This is a genomic window from Paenibacillus sp. J45TS6 (genome assembly GCF_018403285.1).
In the GTDB taxonomy this organism is placed as follows: Bacteria; Bacillota; Bacilli; order Paenibacillales; family Paenibacillaceae; genus Paenibacillus.
This window is the reverse complement of sequence record NZ_BOSJ01000017.1, coordinates 54,013-70,861: the sequence shown is the minus strand read 5'-3', so window position 1 is coordinate 70,861 and position 16,849 is coordinate 54,013. Positions and strand designations below refer to the sequence as shown.

12 protein-coding genes are annotated in these 16,849 nt (G+C 45.8%); 9 read left to right on the top strand and 3 right to left on the bottom strand.

The features are described from left to right. The first annotated feature begins 43 nt into the window (after positions 1–43). The 5 genes from KJS58_RS20110 (at position 44) to KJS58_RS20090 (ending at position 9,348) form a co-directional block, all read left to right on the top strand. Positions 44–928, top strand: a complete 885-nt coding sequence (locus KJS58_RS20110; RefSeq protein WP_213535226.1) for a carbohydrate ABC transporter permease — start codon at positions 44–46, stop codon at positions 926–928. Between the two features lie 33 nt (positions 929–961). Continuing rightward, complete coding sequence (locus KJS58_RS20105) at positions 962–2,488, top strand: extracellular solute-binding protein (RefSeq protein ID WP_213535224.1); 1,527 nt, start codon at positions 962–964, stop codon at positions 2,486–2,488. A 23-nt stretch (positions 2,489–2,511) separates the two neighbouring features. Beyond that, entirely contained in the window at positions 2,512–5,778 is a 3,267-nt protein-coding gene (locus KJS58_RS20100) for a glycosyl hydrolase (RefSeq protein WP_213535223.1), read from the top strand. Next, positions 5,775–7,064: a Gfo/Idh/MocA family oxidoreductase gene (locus KJS58_RS20095; protein WP_213535221.1), complete on the top strand. Its 1,290-nt coding sequence runs from the start codon at positions 5,775–5,777 to the stop codon at positions 7,062–7,064. The genes KJS58_RS20100 and KJS58_RS20095 overlap by 4 nt, the downstream gene beginning before the upstream one ends. A 115-nt stretch (positions 7,065–7,179) precedes the next feature. Then, a complete protein-coding gene (locus tag KJS58_RS20090) occupies positions 7,180–9,348 on the top strand; it encodes a glycoside hydrolase family 88/105 protein (protein WP_249717679.1) in 2,169 nt (722 codons plus the stop codon). An 86-nt stretch (positions 9,349–9,434) separates the two neighbouring features. Here KJS58_RS20090 and KJS58_RS20085 read toward each other — a convergent pair whose 3' ends face one another. Beyond that, positions 9,435–10,313, bottom strand: a complete 879-nt coding sequence (locus KJS58_RS20085) for a DUF72 domain-containing protein (RefSeq protein WP_213535220.1) — start codon at positions 10,311–10,313, stop codon at positions 9,435–9,437. Positions 10,314–10,498: 185 nt separating this feature from the next. Between KJS58_RS20085 and KJS58_RS20080 the strand changes: the two genes are divergently transcribed. Further along, on the top strand, positions 10,499–11,512 hold the full coding sequence (locus KJS58_RS20080; protein WP_213535219.1) for an MBL fold metallo-hydrolase: 1,014 nt from the start codon (positions 10,499–10,501) through the stop codon (positions 11,510–11,512). A gap of 64 nt (positions 11,513–11,576) precedes the next feature. Here KJS58_RS20080 and KJS58_RS20075 read toward each other — a convergent pair whose 3' ends face one another. Then, complete coding sequence (locus KJS58_RS20075; RefSeq protein ID WP_213535218.1) at positions 11,577–12,155, bottom strand: phosphatidylglycerophosphatase A family protein; 579 nt, start codon at positions 12,153–12,155, stop codon at positions 11,577–11,579. A 121-nt stretch (positions 12,156–12,276) separates the two neighbouring features. Here KJS58_RS20075 and KJS58_RS20070 point away from each other — a divergent pair, with 121 nt between their 5' ends. The 3 genes from KJS58_RS20070 to KJS58_RS20060 all read left to right on the top strand — a co-directional run bounded on the left by KJS58_RS20070 (position 12,277) and on the right by KJS58_RS20060 (position 14,819). Beyond that, a complete protein-coding gene (locus KJS58_RS20070; RefSeq protein WP_213535216.1) occupies positions 12,277–13,332 on the top strand; it encodes a GerMN domain-containing protein in 1,056 nt (351 codons plus the stop codon). Between the two features lie 98 nt (positions 13,333–13,430). Next, positions 13,431–14,186, top strand: coding sequence for a ribonuclease PH (gene rph, locus KJS58_RS20065; protein ID WP_213535215.1), 756 nt, complete (start codon positions 13,431–13,433; stop codon positions 14,184–14,186). A gap of 6 nt (positions 14,187–14,192) precedes the next feature. After that, the gene (locus KJS58_RS20060) at positions 14,193–14,819 is read left to right on the top strand and encodes an XTP/dITP diphosphatase (RefSeq protein WP_213535214.1); all 627 of its coding nucleotides are present in this window, start codon (positions 14,193–14,195) and stop codon (positions 14,817–14,819) included. A gap of 106 nt (positions 14,820–14,925) precedes the next feature. On the opposite strand, the gene asnB is transcribed toward KJS58_RS20060, so the two are convergent. Continuing rightward, entirely contained in the window at positions 14,926–16,770 is a 1,845-nt protein-coding gene (gene asnB / locus KJS58_RS20055) for an asparagine synthase (glutamine-hydrolyzing) (RefSeq protein WP_213535213.1), read from the bottom strand. Between the last annotated feature and the right edge of the window lie 79 nt (positions 16,771–16,849).

Sequence of the window (16,849 nt, the reverse complement as noted above, 5' to 3'; positions counted from 1 at the left end):
TTAGCTTGCATCGATTCTAAATTTTTTGTAGGGGGTCCGCAAGATGAACAAACGGTTTAATACCCCAGGCGGGCGTGTGTTTGATGCGTTCAACTACGTGTTCTTGGGTCTGTTTGGACTTGTCACAGTACTGCCGTTTCTCTACATCATCGGTAATTCATTTGCCACAGAAGCAGAGATTACGGCCCGAAGTTTCTTTCTAATACCAAAGGAATTTTCGATTAGTGCGTATCAGTATATCTTCTCATCTTCCACCATTTTTAGAAGTATTGGGAATTCCATTTTCATTACGGTTGCCGGAACTTTTGTCAATCTGTTGTTTACGCTGACGATGGCATACCCCCTGTCTCGCAAAGACTTTTGGGGACGAAATGTAGTGATGAACTTAGTTATCTTCTCCATGTTATTTGGCGGAGGAATGATCCCAACTTATCTCGTTATTCGTGGACTCGGTCTGCTCGATAGCTACTGGGCTTTGATTCTACCAGGGGCGATTGGCGCGTTTAACTTGATTGTGGTCAAAAACTTTTTTCAAGAACTTCCAGCAGGATTGGAGGAGGCGGCTCGAATCGATGGGTGTACGGATATCGGCGTGCTATGGCGAATTGTACTCCCGCTATCAAAACCTGTTATTGCCACCTTCGCTCTATTTTACGCGGTAGGTCATTGGAATAACTTTTTCTCGGCCCTTTTATATCTAACAGACAGTGCGAAATGGCCGCTTCAGATCATGCTTAGGCAGATTGTGCTTTTATCGCAAGGTACGGTGGGAGACATGGCTAACCTTGATCAGAACTTTGTTCAGCCACCTGAACAGTCCATTAAAATGGCGGTGATCGTGGTTGGTACAATCCCAATTCTAATTGTGTATCCGTTCTTGCAAAAGCATTTTGCAAAAGGGGTCCTGCTTGGTTCCATTAAGGGGTAACAAGAAACTAAACATATATGGGGGTATAGGTTCATGAAAAAAACCAAAGGCACGTTAGCGTATTCTGTAAAAATGGTGAGTACTGCGTTCTTGATTACTTCCTTGCTAGCCGCTTGTTCACCTGGGGGAAAAGAGAATACAGCTGAACCCGAAAGTCAGAAAAGTCCAGGAACGAAAAATCAAATTAGTATTATGGTACCAAACTTCCAAGCAGAAACGCCGGCGGATAACAACGCGGTTCTACAGAAACTTGAAGAACTTACGGATACAGAAGTAGAGTTTCAGTGGGTACCAAGCAGTTCCTACGATGATAAATTCAATATCACACTCGCATCAGGCAAGCTTCCTAGTCTCATGGTAGTACTCGGCAAATCACCAAGCTTTATCAATGCGGCCCGCAGCGGTGCATTCTGGGAGCTCGGCCCCTATTTGAAAGATTATAAAAATCTATCAGGTGCGAATGAGATCATACTAAACAATGCATCGATTGATGGGAAAACCTATGGCATATACCGGGCTCGGGCACTTGGAAGAAACGGGGTTACGATTCGGAAAGACTGGCTGGATGCTCTTAAGCTAAAAGCACCGACTACGATTGATGAGTTTTACAATGTCATGAAGGCGTTTACAGAAAATGACCCGGATGGTAATGGAAAAAAGGATACGTACGGGCTTATCGCGAGTCAATTTAATGGTCCATGGGACATCATGCAGGTGTGGTTTGGTGCACCAAATGGCTGGGGAGAACAAGACGGAAAGCTGATCCCAGCGCATCAGACACCTCAATATCTGGAGGCTTTGAAGTTCTTCCGCCAGTTGTATAGTGAGGGCCTTATTAATAAAGATTTTGCTGTAATGGATGCTACCAAAATGTCGGATCTGATGGTCAACGGCAACGGTGGAGTCATGGTCGATGTAGCAGATAATGCGCAGCGTATTGAATCAAAAATATTGGAGAAGGACCCGAATCATACAGATGCTGTAGATGTTCTGCAAGCTATGGTAGGGCCTGAAGGACATCGTGATCTTCCCACTTCCGGATATTCTGGCATGATCGCTATCTCCAAAAGTGCAGTGAAAACGGAGGAAGAGCTGAAACAAGTGCTTACTTTCCTTGACCGTTTGAATGATGAGGAGCTGCAAATGCTGATGTCTTATGGACTCGAAGGCACTCATTATGAGAAAAAGGATGATTACATCGTTCCTACTACAGATAAGCTTGCCATGAGAGATCTGAATGGAACCAACCAAATTCTCATGTTTATTCCGGAGACACGGGGACTCACTGTAGAGCAGACAGAAATACGTAAGAAGGTAGCTGAAGTGCAAAAGGCAAACGAATCCATCGTTATTCCTAACCCGGGTGAACCGCTGATCTCGGATGTCTATGCACAAAAAGGACCGCAGCTTGACAATATCATTAATGATGCGCGTACGAAGTTTATCGTGGGTCAGATTGATGAAAAAGGGTTGCAGGACGCTTTTGCCTTGTGGGAGAAAAACGGAGGTAAAGAGTATATAGAAGAGATGAATACACTTTACGCCGAGCTGCAGAAATAAAAGGCTTCAGGGAGGTTATCAGCATGTGGAATATAGGGACATTTCAGAATCCAGGAAATGAATATCGTGCTCATCCTTTCTGGTTCTGGAATGGTGAGATGGATGATGAGCAGATCAGACACCAAATTTCTGAGATGGAAAAACAGGGCGTAGGCGGATTTTTTATCTGTGCGAGACAGGGACTAACCGTCCCTTATCTCTCACAGGCTTGGTTTCATAAGGTGCGATTTGCCGTAAAGGAAGCGAAGGCAAAAGGGATGAAGGTTTGGCTATACGACGAATATCCGTATCCAAGCGGCATGGCTGGCGGAGAAGTAACCCTTGAAATGCCGGAAGCAAAACAGCGTGCACTCATACATCACACTGGTAGGGTGAGCCATGGCGAAATTGTGTCATGGACCTTGCCATGGGCGGTGATTCTGTATGCAAAAGCAGTACTGGTTAGGGCGGACGGGACATACGAGTGGGAACAAACAATAGAACTTCGAAAACAGATCGGGAATATCCAGCTTCAGCAGGTATATCAGGAAACGGGACTTACTTCATATAATCGCAAGCGATTTTTCACTTATGAAACTGCGTTTCGTTTGGAATGGGAAGTGCCTGAAGGAGAATATGAAATCTTTATTTTCATGGAGCAGGAGATCGATGATTTTAAATATTATGGCAATTTTGTAGATCCTCTTAATGAGAAGGCGATGAAACGATTCATTGAACTGACGCATGAGCGGTATCAGGAGGAACTCGGAGAAGATTTCGGAACCGTGATTAAAGGGATGTTTACGGACGAAATTGCACCTCTTGGCCAAATTCCGTGGTCACCGCAGCTGCCGTCTTTTTTCAAAGAAAGAACAGGTTATGATCTTATCGAACAGCTTCCTGCCTTACTGCGAAGTGATGTACCCAAGGCAAAACAGACTCGGTATGACTATTATCAATCCGTTCATCTGCTGCTGCGAAAATCCGTTCATAAGCAGGCACACGATTTCTGTGAACAGGCACAAATTGAATATGCAGCTGAGGTTCCATCCCTGCGAATGACGACACAGCTGTACAGTCATCTGCCAGGCGGTGATTCTGCTCATGAAAAAACAGGCCGTTCGCTTGAATATATACTACAGCGCTACGGACTGAATATGCGGGATAACCCGAAGATGGTTAGTTCCCTGGCCCGGCAGCTCGGCAGACCACGCAATATGATCGAATGCTTTCATAGCGTAGGCTGGTCCATGACCTTACAGGATGCGAAATGGATGATCGACCGAATGGCTGCGATGGGCACGAATTTTTATAATTTCCATGCCTTTTTCTACACGATCAGCGGGCTTGCAAAACATGATGCACCTCCGTCCCAATTTTTACAGAATCCCTATTGGCCTTTTTTCCGCGAGCTCGGAGATTATGTAGGGCGCATTAGTTATCTAATGAGCGAAGGGAAGGCGGATATTCGAATTGCTTTGCTTGACCCAACAACCACATTCTGGACTCTGATGGGGAATCCGCTGCATGGATTTGCGTACGGTGGAGAAGAGGAAGAAGAAAAAGCACAGCTTGATCAGCTCAAGAAAGACTGGCTGATTCTATCGAATCTGCTGCTTCGATATCGCTGTGACTATGATCATCTTGATCCAGAACTGCTTGCTGAAGCACAGATTAGAGAGGGAAACATCGAAATCGGTGAAGCATCCTATGAGGTGTTGATTCTGCCCCCTATGCTGAATTTGGAGGCTGCTGCCTGGAATCAGCTTCAGGCTTTTGTCAGCGCAGGTGGAAAAGTGATTACAACGGGGTGTCTTCCAGTTGAGTCAGTCGAACCGGGATCTCCGGGTGCCTTGGACTGGGAAGAGCTTTGCAAAAAGGAGAATGTGTACTCTCTTCCTGTAGATGGAGCCATGGAACAGAAAGTTTCAGAGTATTTACTACCACAGCTCGATGAATGGCTAGATGATGCTGTCGTACTAAGGGTAGAGAATGACCCTCTGCATATCCTTCAGCAGTTCCGCATGATCTCAGCGCATGAGGCTTTTTTATTCCTGACGAATCAGGAAGGAGAAACCTTGCAAGGAAAGTTGCAGATTGATAAGAAGGCACTGCTTAGCAGATTAGGTACGAATGCGGAGATTGATAATATCCAAGTGGACGTGCGGAACTTATCACTTCGTACAGGGGAAACCAGTGAAAGACGGTCTGTCACTGACCATAAAGAAGTGGAAGTTACACTTGCTCCTTATGAAGCGGTAATTTTCCTATTCGACGTTGTCCCGGCAAACGTGATGACGGATAGAGAACCGAAAATAGTACCAAGTCCATATCAAATCGAACTTCCTGTTGCAGGGGGGTGGATGGTAACTCCAGAGCAGGATAATAAACTGCGTATCGGTGATTTTTCATTAACCGTAATTGATTCGCTCGGGCAGGTACATATTCAGGACCTGGAAGTACAGGCTAAAACGTTCATTGAGCAGATTGCGGGTGAAGCGGGAAGCGGCCTGCCTCTCCAATTTGATCAAGTCTTCGGTACACCGAAGAAAGCCAAAGTGGCTTATCCGCTAGATGCCGTTTATAAGTCTCAGTTCATATGTCATAGAAAAGAAGAGAACTGCTTATTATTTTTTGATGGAAACGCCATCTCGGGGAATTACGTAATCGAAGTGAATCAGCACCGGCTGAGTGCTTCTGATTTCGCTCCTGTCTGGATAACTGATTATACCAATATCGGGATTGAGATTGCTCCATACCTTCAGGTAGGACTGAATGAGATACGTGTTCGAGTGGAAGTGACCAAAGACGATGACGGTATCGTAGATCCGCTCATGTTGTCTGGCGCATTCGGTGTTTACTACGAGGACGATATGCCTGTACTGGGTGCATTACCTGAATCTTTGGATACCCTTCTACCAGAACCGATGGCAGGTTTCCCTCATTATGCAGGCACGCTAAGTTTAAAACGGACCTTTGAATACAGGGCTGTAGATGAGCAGGGCTCCGACCAGTTTGAAATGTTATTTACGGATTTTCGTTTGCAAGATGTAATCGAAGTGCTAGTTAATGGACAATCGCTGGGGATTCGTGCTTGGTCTCCTTACTGCTGGGCGGGCAGTACCTCCCTTCTTCGTGAAGGAGAAAATGATGTAGAAGTAAAAGTTACCGGAACGCTGATCGGCCTGCTCGAAGGCACTTATTTTGATCAGGAGCAGCATGCCGCCGTAGATGTGAGAGTTAAACAAAATGAAGCACAGTTAACATCCCAAAGTACAAAAATAGAAACCTTAGGAGGTAACATAAAATGAGCAAAAAGACTTATGCAGTTGTAGGTACGGGAGGACGAGCAGGATTTTTCTATACGGCACTGGCTCAGGATTATCGCGACCAGTCTGAACTTCTCGCATTTTGTGATACCAATCAGACACGTATGGATTATGCCAATAAAGTGCTGAGGGATAAATGTGATTACCCTGAGGTACCTACTTATAAAGATACTGAATTTGAAACGATGATTGAAAAGCATAAGCCGGATACTATCATTGTTACGAGTATCGACCGAACGCATCACCGCTATATTATCCGAGCTCTCGAACTCGGCTGTGATGTCATTACAGAAAAGCCGATGACGGTTGATGAGGAAAAATGTCAGGAGATTCTTGATGCGGTAGAAAGAACCGGACGGAATGTTCGGGTGACTTTTAACTATAGATATGCACCGCATCATACGAAAGCTCGTGAGCTGATCATGAACGGAACGATCGGCGATGTTCATTCCGTGCATTTTGAGTGGCTTTTGAATACTCGTCATGGTGCAGATTATTTCCGCAGATGGCACCGTGATAAACGGAACAGCGGGGGACTGCTCGTACATAAATCAACACATCATTTTGACTTGGTTAATTTCTGGATCGGCTCTCAGCCAGAGACCGTCTTCGCGTTTGGGGATTTACTCTTCTACGGTAAAGAGAATGCGGAGAATCGCGGAGAAAGCCATCCTTTTCAGCGGGCAACAGGGAATGAACATGCGAAAGATGATCCTTTTGCACTCCATCTAGATGAGAATGAATCACTCAAAGCAATGTATCTTGATGCAGAGCACGAAGACGGATATCAGCGGGACCAAAATGTTTTTGGAGACGGAATTAGTATCGAAGATACGATGGGTGTCCTTGTGAAATACAAAAACCGTGCAGTCCTTACGTATTCATTGAATGCGTATATGCCGTGGGAAGGATACCGTATTGCTTTTAACGGCAGTAAGGGACGGATTGAAATGAATATTGTTGAACAGTCCTATGTGAATGCAGGCGGAGACCGGACGAACGAAGGTGCGCTGCAAGGACATAGTATCAAAGTATTCCCAATGTTTGATGCGCCTTACCTGGTTGATGTAGAGGAAGGAGAAGGAGGACACGGAGGAGGCGACCCAGTTCTTCTGAATGATCTGTTTGGTGAGCCGGTGCATGATCCATTTGACCGCGCAGCGAATCATGTGGATGGAGCACGTTCTATTTTGACAGGGATAGCTGCTAACAAAGCCATTCGTACTGGACTTCCTGTTCAGATTGATGATCTTGTGAAGTTCTACTAGAACGTTCTCCGTGATGACGGACTCTATAAATTAAGAACAGAAGGGACTGGTCCTCATTCGATATTTTCATGCTAATGAAGCGATAGCGAGCCGTGTACCTGACTCGATACCAGAAGTGCTTGAGACAATCGCACAGCGATATATCGGGGATAATCCTAAGCATTCGTTTCTATTTCGCGCCTTTCATAGAGAAGGATTTAAGAGACTTTCGGATTATAGATATGAGATGGATCTCTGTGAACGTCTGCCGGAAGCGACTACCGGAAGTTATGCTTATGTATGGGGAAAGTTGTGGAGCGGACATCCGCAGGAAACGAAACTGAATATGAGTTTAAGCTGTTATAGTCCTGTGAAAATTTATGTGAACGGAGCCTTGTTTTTCACTTCGGATCTGCATCAGGAGCTATTTCCCGAAAGACGTACTGCTCTGCAAATTCCCGTTCAGTACGGCTGGAATGATGTCATTCTTCAGTTTGTGAAGACTGATGTTGGGTTTGGCGGTGTCTTTGGTACAGGTTCGTTTAAGAATTTCCCTCTTCATTTTATTGTTCCAAGTCATGACCGGGACGGAATGGAAGGGTGGCTGTATTCAGAAGCGTTTGAGGAACCTCCGGCAGAGCTGCCTCGCCAAGGAATGACCGAAGAAGAAACAGGGTTTACCTGGTATCCTCAGCAGCATTGGACTGAACTAGAGGACCATTCTGGAGTATTCGCAAGGCTCTATGGAACAGAGCAGCAGGCGGAAGCGTACGCCTGGACAACAATTGCTGTAAATAAGCCGGGAAGCACCCCTCTTTTATTGAAAGGCAGACACGACGGACCGATTACGGTTTACTTAGATGGAGCGATGATCTATGAATCAAAGGTATCTGAAGGAGAACTAACACTGCCGATTCAGCGCAAGTTCGGTGTTTATCATCTACTCATTAAGGGAGCCTGTCTTGATTCTTCGGTTTCCAAGTGGGGATTTCATCTGGAGAAGATCGAGCAGGAGAGCGGGGCAACACTGATCTCACCTTATCCAGTAGCGGGTGGCCGCGATCCATACTTATACCTAGGACCTTTTGAGCTGGGAACCAACCTGACCCCTGCTCAGGTTAAGGAAGTGCACCGTGTATTTGATGATGGCAAACGAGGCGTATACTATGAGCTGGATCAGCCAGGAACGACCATCCGGCCTTATCTCGAAAACACACATTATGGCAAATGGAATTATCCTTTAGGGGTCACATTACTCGGCCTTCTGCATACGGGAACGGAGCTTGGAAGAGAAGATTATATTCGCTATGGCGTAGATCATATTTCACTCAGTACTGCCTTTGATCAGTATGGGTTATGGGACAGAGCAATGTATGGAGCGGCAGGGATTAATAATCAGCTGTCAGCCATCGATAGTTTGGATGACTGCGGTTCTTTTGGAGCGACGATGATGGCTGCGATGGATCTAGCGGATATTCCTTATGGAAGAGAGACAGCAGACCGTATTGCTGCTTATATTACGGAGGTGCAAGAACGTTTGGAAGACGGGGCTTTCTTTCGCCAAAGAGGCAGTGGTGAGATGCGCCAGGAGACAATGTGGTGCGACGATTTATACATGAGCACTCCTTTTCTCTCCCGTTACGCGCGGCTAACCGGGGATTCCTCGTATCTAGAGGATGCGGTACAACAATTTTTGCTGTTCCGCAAATATCTCTATATCCCGAAACTGCAAGTGATGTCTCATGTATATGATTTTGTTAGAGGCAGCGCAACGGGAATCCCATGGGGACGAGGAAATGGGTGGGTGCTTTTTTCACTCACTGAACTTCTGGAGATCCTTCCTGAGAATCATGCCAAGCGCTCCGAACTGATATCTTTTTACAGGGATTTGTGTGAAGGTTATCTTCGTCTGCAAGGAGAGAATGGTCTGTGGCATCAGGTACTAAACCGTCCTGATAGTTATGAAGAAAGCTCTTGCACGTCTATGTTTATTTATGCTTATGCCAAAGGGATTCGCAACGGTTGGTTGACCGAGCCTGCTCCGTATATTGATGCGGTATTCCAAGGCTGGAGAGGGCTGACTCGTGTTGCGATTGATGCGAAAGGCAATATTTACGGTGTCTGCCGCGGCTCAGGATATTCGTTTACAGCGGCTTATTATAAAGATGATTTAGGATGGAACCTGAATGATACGCATGGAATTGGAATCGTGCTTCTTGCAGGTGTAGAAGCGTTGCGTTTACAAAATGAACTTAAAAAAACAGAAGCTGCTGAAGCCGCAGCGGTTTCACCTCGTTCTTCTTAAGTGTGAATCCAAAGATTCGTTCAAATGATAAAAAAGGGTAAGAGGCTCATATAGAGTCCCTTGCCCTTTTTGTATATAGCTCCTGGCTAGAAGAGTTCAAGCTGCTCGGGTTCTTCTTCCTGTCTTTGTTTCACGATATCGGAAGCGAGCGGCTGTGGTGACATGCCTAATAAGATCATGAGCTGTTTCGCATTAGCAGCGGCATCTCCGCCGGAGTTGTTGTTAAAAACGATGCAGATTTCTTTGCTTTGACGAGCTAACTTATCCAGTTTTAGCTTCCAATCGGCAAGTTCTTCTTCGTTGTAGCGGTAAAGATATCTCACTTCTCTCCAGTTAGGAGCCCCGCTTTGGTGCCAGCCGGCGGCATTTCTTCCATGGAACCGAATAATGGACAGGTCATCGTCTGTGGCGGATAGGATAGTGGGTACAGAGCCTCGTCCCGCGTCCGGTTCATCGCAGATACTGTGAATCCAGCCTTCCCGGCGCATGAAGGCAAGTGTTTTAGCCTGCATGTCACCTTCAAACCAGCTCTGGTGGCGAAACTCCAGTGCACAAGGAATTCCTTGCATACGTTCCTTGATCTCACGCAGTGTATTTACGTTGTCCCGCGTACAATCAAACCAAGGCGGAAACTGAAATAACACAGCTTTTAGTTTGCCGCATTCGATCATAGGTTTAAGAGATTCGTTAAACGCAGTATACATACTTTCTGTGTCTGTAAAGTAAGGTTTGCCGCGAAGATGACCTGTCATCCCTTGATACGCTTTGACAATAAATGAAAAGTGTTCCGGTGTATCTTCAGCCCACTTTGCCATGCGATCTGCCGGCTGAACAGCATAGAAGCTGCTGTCAACTTCCACAATGGGAAAATGGGCGCTGTATTCGGCCAGTTTATCTTTGGATTTCGTGCCGGGCAGGTACAGATCATCATGGTCGCCCCAGCCCGTTAGACCAATATGGATCATTAAGGTGTACCTCCTCGCCTCATTTTTCTGGTAAACTTTCTTTGTCCGCACATTATATAGTAAGTTTTATAGGGGTTCAAATACGATAACCCCTCCCATTTTAATACGACCTTACCTATCGGTTTGAAACAGACGGGAATCTTTATATTTATTTTTATGTCAGTTATAGAAGAGAGAGGAAACATATGAAACTGCCTGAGTGGACATTCCACGAGGAAGAACAATTGACACAGGTTAAAATCTCCATGTCCGGCCCATTACGATGGGTGAACAGTTATCTGTGGAGAGGGGAGAAAGGTGTTGTCATTGTGGATCCTGGCCCGCGCAGCAATCAGACGGAAGAGGAGTGGCGCGTAGTCTGGAATAAACTATCGATTTCGCCGCAGGAGATTACGGATATTGTGCTGACGCATCATCACCCAGATCATTACGGACTAGCCGGCTGGATGCAGGAAGAGACAGGTGCAAGCGTATGGATGTCTCAAAGGGCACATCAGGAAGCGGAATTTATGTGGGGAAAAGCGGCGGAGATTAATCACGTTCTGCCAGCGTATTTTCGCTGTCATGGTATGACAGAAAAGTGGGCGGAGCAGCTGCTTCCTCACCTAGAAAGTTTCGATCCGCAGGTCAGCCCACCACCCTTGGTGCAATATGTAGAAGAGGATACTTTTAAAGTGGGGGGACGGAGGTTTCAGGTCATTGAAACTTTCGGGCATGCACCGGGACATTTGTCATTCTATGAGGTGGACCGAGAGCTGATCCTATGCGGAGATGCGGTTTTGCCGCAAATTTCACCGAATATAAGCTTACTGCCTGGCAGTGATCCAGAGCCGCTGCTGCATTTTATGCAAGGATTAGACGAGCTGGGAGCACTCTCTGTGCGCAAAGCTTTTCCAGGTCACCGCCATCCGATGAAATCTTTTCGTGAGCGTGTAAATTCGCTGAAGATTCACCACGAAGAACGGCTGAATCAGATGGAGAGAATGATTGGCGAACAGCCGCAGACTGCATTTGAAGTTTGCATAGCCCTATTTGGAGAGAAATTTGGTATTCATCAAATGCGCTTTGCCATGGCAGAGACGTTAGCTCATTTGCAAGAGCTTGTTCGTCAGGGAAGAGCTGATCTGACTCCGATCGCAGAGCAGGGAAGCAAGCATCCGCTGTATGTTTATGTAATCAATACGAAGGACAACCCTTGATTAGAGAATAGGGTTGTCCTTTTTTTTATTAACTTATCAATCTCGTGCAGTGCTATAGGACTGTTTATTTTTCGATCTCCATGATCTCTTCCATATCGTCTCTAACCGGATATCCGCCGAGTTCTTCTTCCCGCTCCGCTTGTTTACGGTGAGCAATCCGGCTGCTTGCTGAAGCAGCGACAGCACCTACAATATCGTCAAGGAATGTGTGAATATGACCATCGTTTTTATCGTTTAATTTCTCTAAAATTCCCGGCTTTAATTTGTCAATATATCCGTAATTGGTAAATCCAATACTGCCATACACGTTAACAATAGAAAAAGCGAGCACTTCATCCACTCCGTAAAGACCTTCATCATGTTTAATCATATCCTGCAGCGGCGAGATGAGTTTGCCTTCTTCTGCAAGGATATCTAGCTGGATCCCTGTAATTACTGCATTTTGCACTTCGCGTTTCTTGAGCACTTGTTTCACGTTATGAATGCATTCTTCCATTGTGAGCTCAGGATAGTATTTTGATTGCAGCAGCATGACAAGTTCCGCAATCTCTTCTACTTTCACGCCACGTTTCTCCAGCCATTCATTCGTTGCCTCGGCTACCTTTCGGCTGTTCAAGCTATAAGGTATATTGTCCAGTGTCATTGTCTTCACTCCTTTGTCAAAGCACAGTTTATCCCGTTTCTTTAAAATTTAGTTATTTTTTAAACAAGGGCTCGTATACATAGTAGTACAATCTGTACAAAATTGTTAGGAGGACATCGATATGAGTCGTTTCCAGCGCAAGGTTAAAATGATATCTGCAGCGGGTCTGATTACGGTTCCTGTATTACTTACAGGATGCGGTATATTTCCATCTCAAACTTCTGAGCCGATTGACGAGCCGCCTTCCATCATTGAATCTGCGATGATCAAGGCAGCCGAGGGAAAAGGAGGCGTTCTTCAAACAGCGCAAGCTACGGTTTATTTGAAAGATCAGAATGGTCTACTTGCTCCTGTTACTATGTCACTTCCTACTTTTGGGGATTTAACCTTTGCAGAATCAGAACTCGCCGCACTCGTAACTGGAGGAGCTTACTCGGGGTATTTGCCGGAAGGATTTACAGGTGTGCTTCCACAAGGAACAGAAATTAAGGATGTAAGTATTGATACAGATAACAAGCTGGCAGTTGTTGAATTCAACTCGAAATTTACGGAGTATAAGCCGGAAGAAGAACGTCAAATTCTTGAAGCACTCACTTGGACTCTGACGGGAAATCCAGATGTGCAGAGCGTACAGCTATGGGTAGATGGGAAAAAGCTGAACGAAATGCCAGTGAACGGAACACCGGTTGCACAGTCTTTAACACGAGGGATGGGGATCAATCTTGATCTTGGCAGTTCGCTATCCACAAACTCAAGTCCTGTTACGGTATATTTTACCGACTCGACTCCAGACGGCGTAGAGTACTATGTTCCTGTGACGAGGTTAATAGAACCAAGTAACGATCGCCTCAAATCAGCCCTGACTGAACTCATTAAAGGACCGGGAAGCGGTGAACTGGATATGGTGCTGACAGCAGGCACACTTCTAGAATCGGTCGTAACTGGAGAAGATGGTATCGTGACCGTAGCTCTGCAGGATGATATTTTTGACGAAGGAGTTACTGTCCCTACTTCGTTGTTACAATCGGTTGTAATGACAGTAGCTGATAACTCAGGTAATCCGGATATCAAAGTAAAAATCACACTAAATGATCAGCAGACAGTAATGGGTGAAGATGAACAGAATTATGGTGAACCGGTAACGAAACCCGAGTATATTAATGAAATTCCAATTTAATGAATAATTCTTAACCTGTAAAGGTGCTTTTGATGGACCATTTTGGTAGAATAAAAAAGACGATTACAGGACGCTTAAGACGTAGGAGGCAGTAAAAGATGAGATCTAACGGACGCACCAGTGAACAGCTAAGGCCGATCAAGATGACCGCAGGTACCAACAAATTCGCAGAAGGTTCCGTATTTATTGAGGTGGGGGACACCAAAGTAATTTGTACAGCAACTGTGGATGAGAAAGTACCGCATTTCATGAAGGGACAAGGCAAAGGCTGGGTGACAGCTGAATATTCCATGCTTCCTCGGGCAACACAAACCCGGAATCAACGTGAGGCAGCTCGCGGCAAATTAACGGGTCGTACCATGGAGATACAAAGGCTCATTGGACGCGCTTTGCGGTCCGTGGTTGATTTGCAAGCACTTGGTGAGCGCACAATTACCCTTGATTGCGATGTGATTCAGGCGGATGGAGGAACACGTACAACTTCCATTACCGGTTCCTTTGTTGCGATGGCCATTGCGATTGACAAAATTGCTCAGCAGCATCGTTTGCCTGTATTCCCAATCACTGATTATCTTGCTTCGGTGAGTGTTGGTGTAGTAGGACAGGAAGCTATGCTTGATCTGAACTATGAAGAAGATTCCAAAGCGAAAGTCGATATGAATATCGTGATGACAGGCAGCGGTGAATTTGTAGAGCTGCAAGGGACGGGCGAAGAGAGACCATTCAGCCGTAAGGAACTGGACGAATTACTCAGCCTTGGGGAACGCGGTGTGCTTGAGATGATCAAGCTGCAGAAAGAAACACTAGGTCCGATAGCAATGAAGATCGGTTCACGCGGAATTGGGGAGGCTTGATTCTCCATGTTTCAGCTTGACAGCCCCATTGTTATTGTAGCCACTAAGAATAAAGGGAAAGTTCGTGAATTCTCCCATGCATTTGCTACGCTTGGTATAGAAGTAAAGAGCATGTATGACTATCCGGACTTGCCTGATGTGGTGGAAGACGGTGAGACGTTTGCTGCTAATGCATTTAAGAAAGCAAAAACCGTAGGCGATGCGCTGCATCTTCCTGTACTCGCTGACGATTCGGGCTTATGTGTGGATCGATTGGACGGAGCCCCAGGCGTATACTCTGCGAGATATGCCGGTGAAGATGCGAGTGATGCGGACAATAATGAGAAGCTGCTAAGTACACTCGGGGCTCTTCAGCTTGGTGAAGATACAGAGCAGCCTCTCCTTAGTCCTGCACGGTTTGTGTGTGCCTTAGTGCTATACGATCCTTCAACGGGAAACAAGGTGGAGTCTTTCGGTTCAGTAGAAGGGTTTATTACATCAGAAGCTGCTGGACAAGGCGGCTTTGGATATGATCCGCTCTTTTATTTGCCGGAGTATGACAAAACGATGGCTGAACTCAGCCTGGATGAGAAGCAAGCCATTAGTCATCGGGGAGCTGCACTGCGCGAACTGATGGCAAAGTTAAAGGCTTAGTAATACCGGTAAGTACACAAATACCTTCCTAGGATTATGATCCAGGAAGAGAAGAGAGACCTGCCAGCGGCAGGTCTCTTTTATAATACATTGCTACGTCTTTCAATCAACGAATCGCGACTTTGTAGGTCTTAAGCCAGAAGTTAACTTGCGTAAGATAGGCGAATAACTGAGGACCAGACATCAGCTGGCCAAACCATGGCAAGTTTGAAGACGCGTCTTTGGAAGAGGCGAGTTCTTTAATTTTCTTCACATCAAGCAGCGGCAATACCGGTGAATTAGGATCGTCCAGCACATCAAGCATTTGCTGGCGTACTGTTGCCAAATAGTTTGGATTGTGAGTTTTAGGATACGGACTTTTTTTACGATATAGCACATCATCTGGCAGAATGCCTTCGAGTGCTTTACGCAGGATTCCTTTTTCACGATCCCCGGTCATCTTCATTTCCCAAGGGACATTAAATACATACTCAACCAGACGATGATCACAGTAAGGGACACGTACTTCTAGACCCACACCCATACTCATCCGGTCTTTTCGATCGAGCAGCGTTGGCATAAAGCGGGTAATATTTAGATACGACATCACACGCATTTGAGCAGCTTTACCCGTTTCTCCTGCTAGAAGCGGCGTTTCTGCGACAGCATCCGAATAGCGATCATTTAAGTATTCAAGCGGACGAGTCCACTCGGCAATATCAGCAGATAAGAGACTTGCTCTCATCTTGGGAGCGACCGCCCAAGGAAAAGTGCCGGAGTTCAGCATGTCTTCACGATGGAACCACGGATAACCGCCAAATACTTCGTCTGCAGCCTCACCGGATATAGCAACCGTTGCTTTTTTCTTAATCTCCCGGCAAAACAAATAAAGCGAGGAATCAATATCAGTCATCCCCGGCAAATCTCTGGATAAAGTAGCTGCATTTAGTGCTTCCACAACTTCATCTGTATCGAATTTTATAAAATGATGGTTCGTTTTCAGTTCATCGACCATTCGCTGAATATAAGGGGCATCGGAATTAGGCTGAAAAGCATGGGCTTTAAAATGTTTATCATTATCTACGTAATCGACCGAGAATGTATCAATATTGCCTTGCCCTGTTCTTTTATAATAATGAACGGCAAGTGCAGAAAGTGCACTTGAATCTAGTCCGCCTGATAGTAAAGAGCCGAGCGGTACATCCGAAGCAAGCTGACGCTCAAGCGTATCTATAAGCAGACGTCTTACTTCCGCAGCCGTTGCTTCCACATCATCTTCATGCGTCTTGCTCTCAAGCTTCCAGTAAGCGTAAGTACGGAGGCCATTTCTAGTGAATAGAGCGGCATGACCTGCTCGAAGTTCTTTCATTGAAGAATATACACCATGTCCCGGTGTTCTTGCAGGACCGATAATAAAGATTTCCGCAAGACCCTCGGGTCCCACTACCGCTTCCACGGCAGGATGAAGAAGAAGAGCTTTGGGTTCGGAACCAAATACGAGTGTATCTCCCTGATGACTATAGAAGAGCGGTTTTACGCCTAAACGATCCCTTGCCATAAAAATATGTTCACGTCCGCTGTCCCATATAACAAAAGCAAAAATACCATTAAACCGGTCTACACACCCGGGTCCCCACTCCACATAACTTGCCAAAAGCACCTCTGTATCACAAGTGGTCTTGAATCGATGTCCACGCTGTTCTAATTCTTTTTTTAGCTCGGGCGCATTATAAAGCTCTCCGTTGTATACAAGGGTATACTGTTTGTCGCTGTGGTTCATAATCATTGGCTGGGCACCGTTCTCAGGGTCCATGACGCTCAGTCTTCGATGTCCAAAGGCGCACGGTCCAGAGATCCATGTTCCTCCCGCATCAGGTCCTCGATTCGACATACTTTCAGTCATGCGAACAAGAAGTTCCGAGTCCTGCGTGAGATCATGATTCCACTGTATAAATCCAGTAATTCCGCACATGAGAGTTCATCCTTTCTGGTCGTTTCTTCCACAGAAGTTTGTCTTTAGGGAGTGGAGAGCGGTCCTACCTTATATTTCT

Excerpts from the sequence above, each read along its gene's own strand:
- KJS58_RS20110 (WP_213535226.1), top strand. The coding sequence starts at position 44 with ATGAACAAACGGTTTAATACCCCAGGCGGGCGTGTGTTTGATGCGTTC.
- KJS58_RS20105 (WP_213535224.1), top strand. The coding sequence starts at position 962 with ATGAAAAAAACCAAAGGCACGTTAGCGTATTCTGTAAAAATGGTGAGT.
- KJS58_RS20100 (WP_213535223.1), top strand. The coding sequence starts at position 2,512 with ATGTGGAATATAGGGACATTTCAGAATCCAGGAAATGAATATCGTGCT.
- KJS58_RS20095 (WP_213535221.1), top strand. The coding sequence starts at position 5,775 with ATGAGCAAAAAGACTTATGCAGTTGTAGGTACGGGAGGACGAGCAGGA.
- KJS58_RS20085 (WP_213535220.1), bottom strand. The coding sequence starts at position 10,313 with ATGATCCATATTGGTCTAACGGGCTGGGGCGACCATGATGATCTGTAC.
- KJS58_RS20080 (WP_213535219.1), top strand. The coding sequence starts at position 10,499 with ATGAAACTGCCTGAGTGGACATTCCACGAGGAAGAACAATTGACACAG.
- KJS58_RS20075 (WP_213535218.1), bottom strand. The coding sequence starts at position 12,155 with ATGACACTGGACAATATACCTTATAGCTTGAACAGCCGAAAGGTAGCC.
- KJS58_RS20070 (WP_213535216.1), top strand. The coding sequence starts at position 12,277 with ATGAGTCGTTTCCAGCGCAAGGTTAAAATGATATCTGCAGCGGGTCTG.
- rph (WP_213535215.1), top strand. The coding sequence starts at position 13,431 with ATGAGATCTAACGGACGCACCAGTGAACAGCTAAGGCCGATCAAGATG.
- KJS58_RS20060 (WP_213535214.1), top strand. The coding sequence starts at position 14,193 with ATGTTTCAGCTTGACAGCCCCATTGTTATTGTAGCCACTAAGAATAAA.
- asnB (WP_213535213.1), bottom strand. The coding sequence starts at position 16,770 with ATGTGCGGAATTACTGGATTTATACAGTGGAATCATGATCTCACGCAG.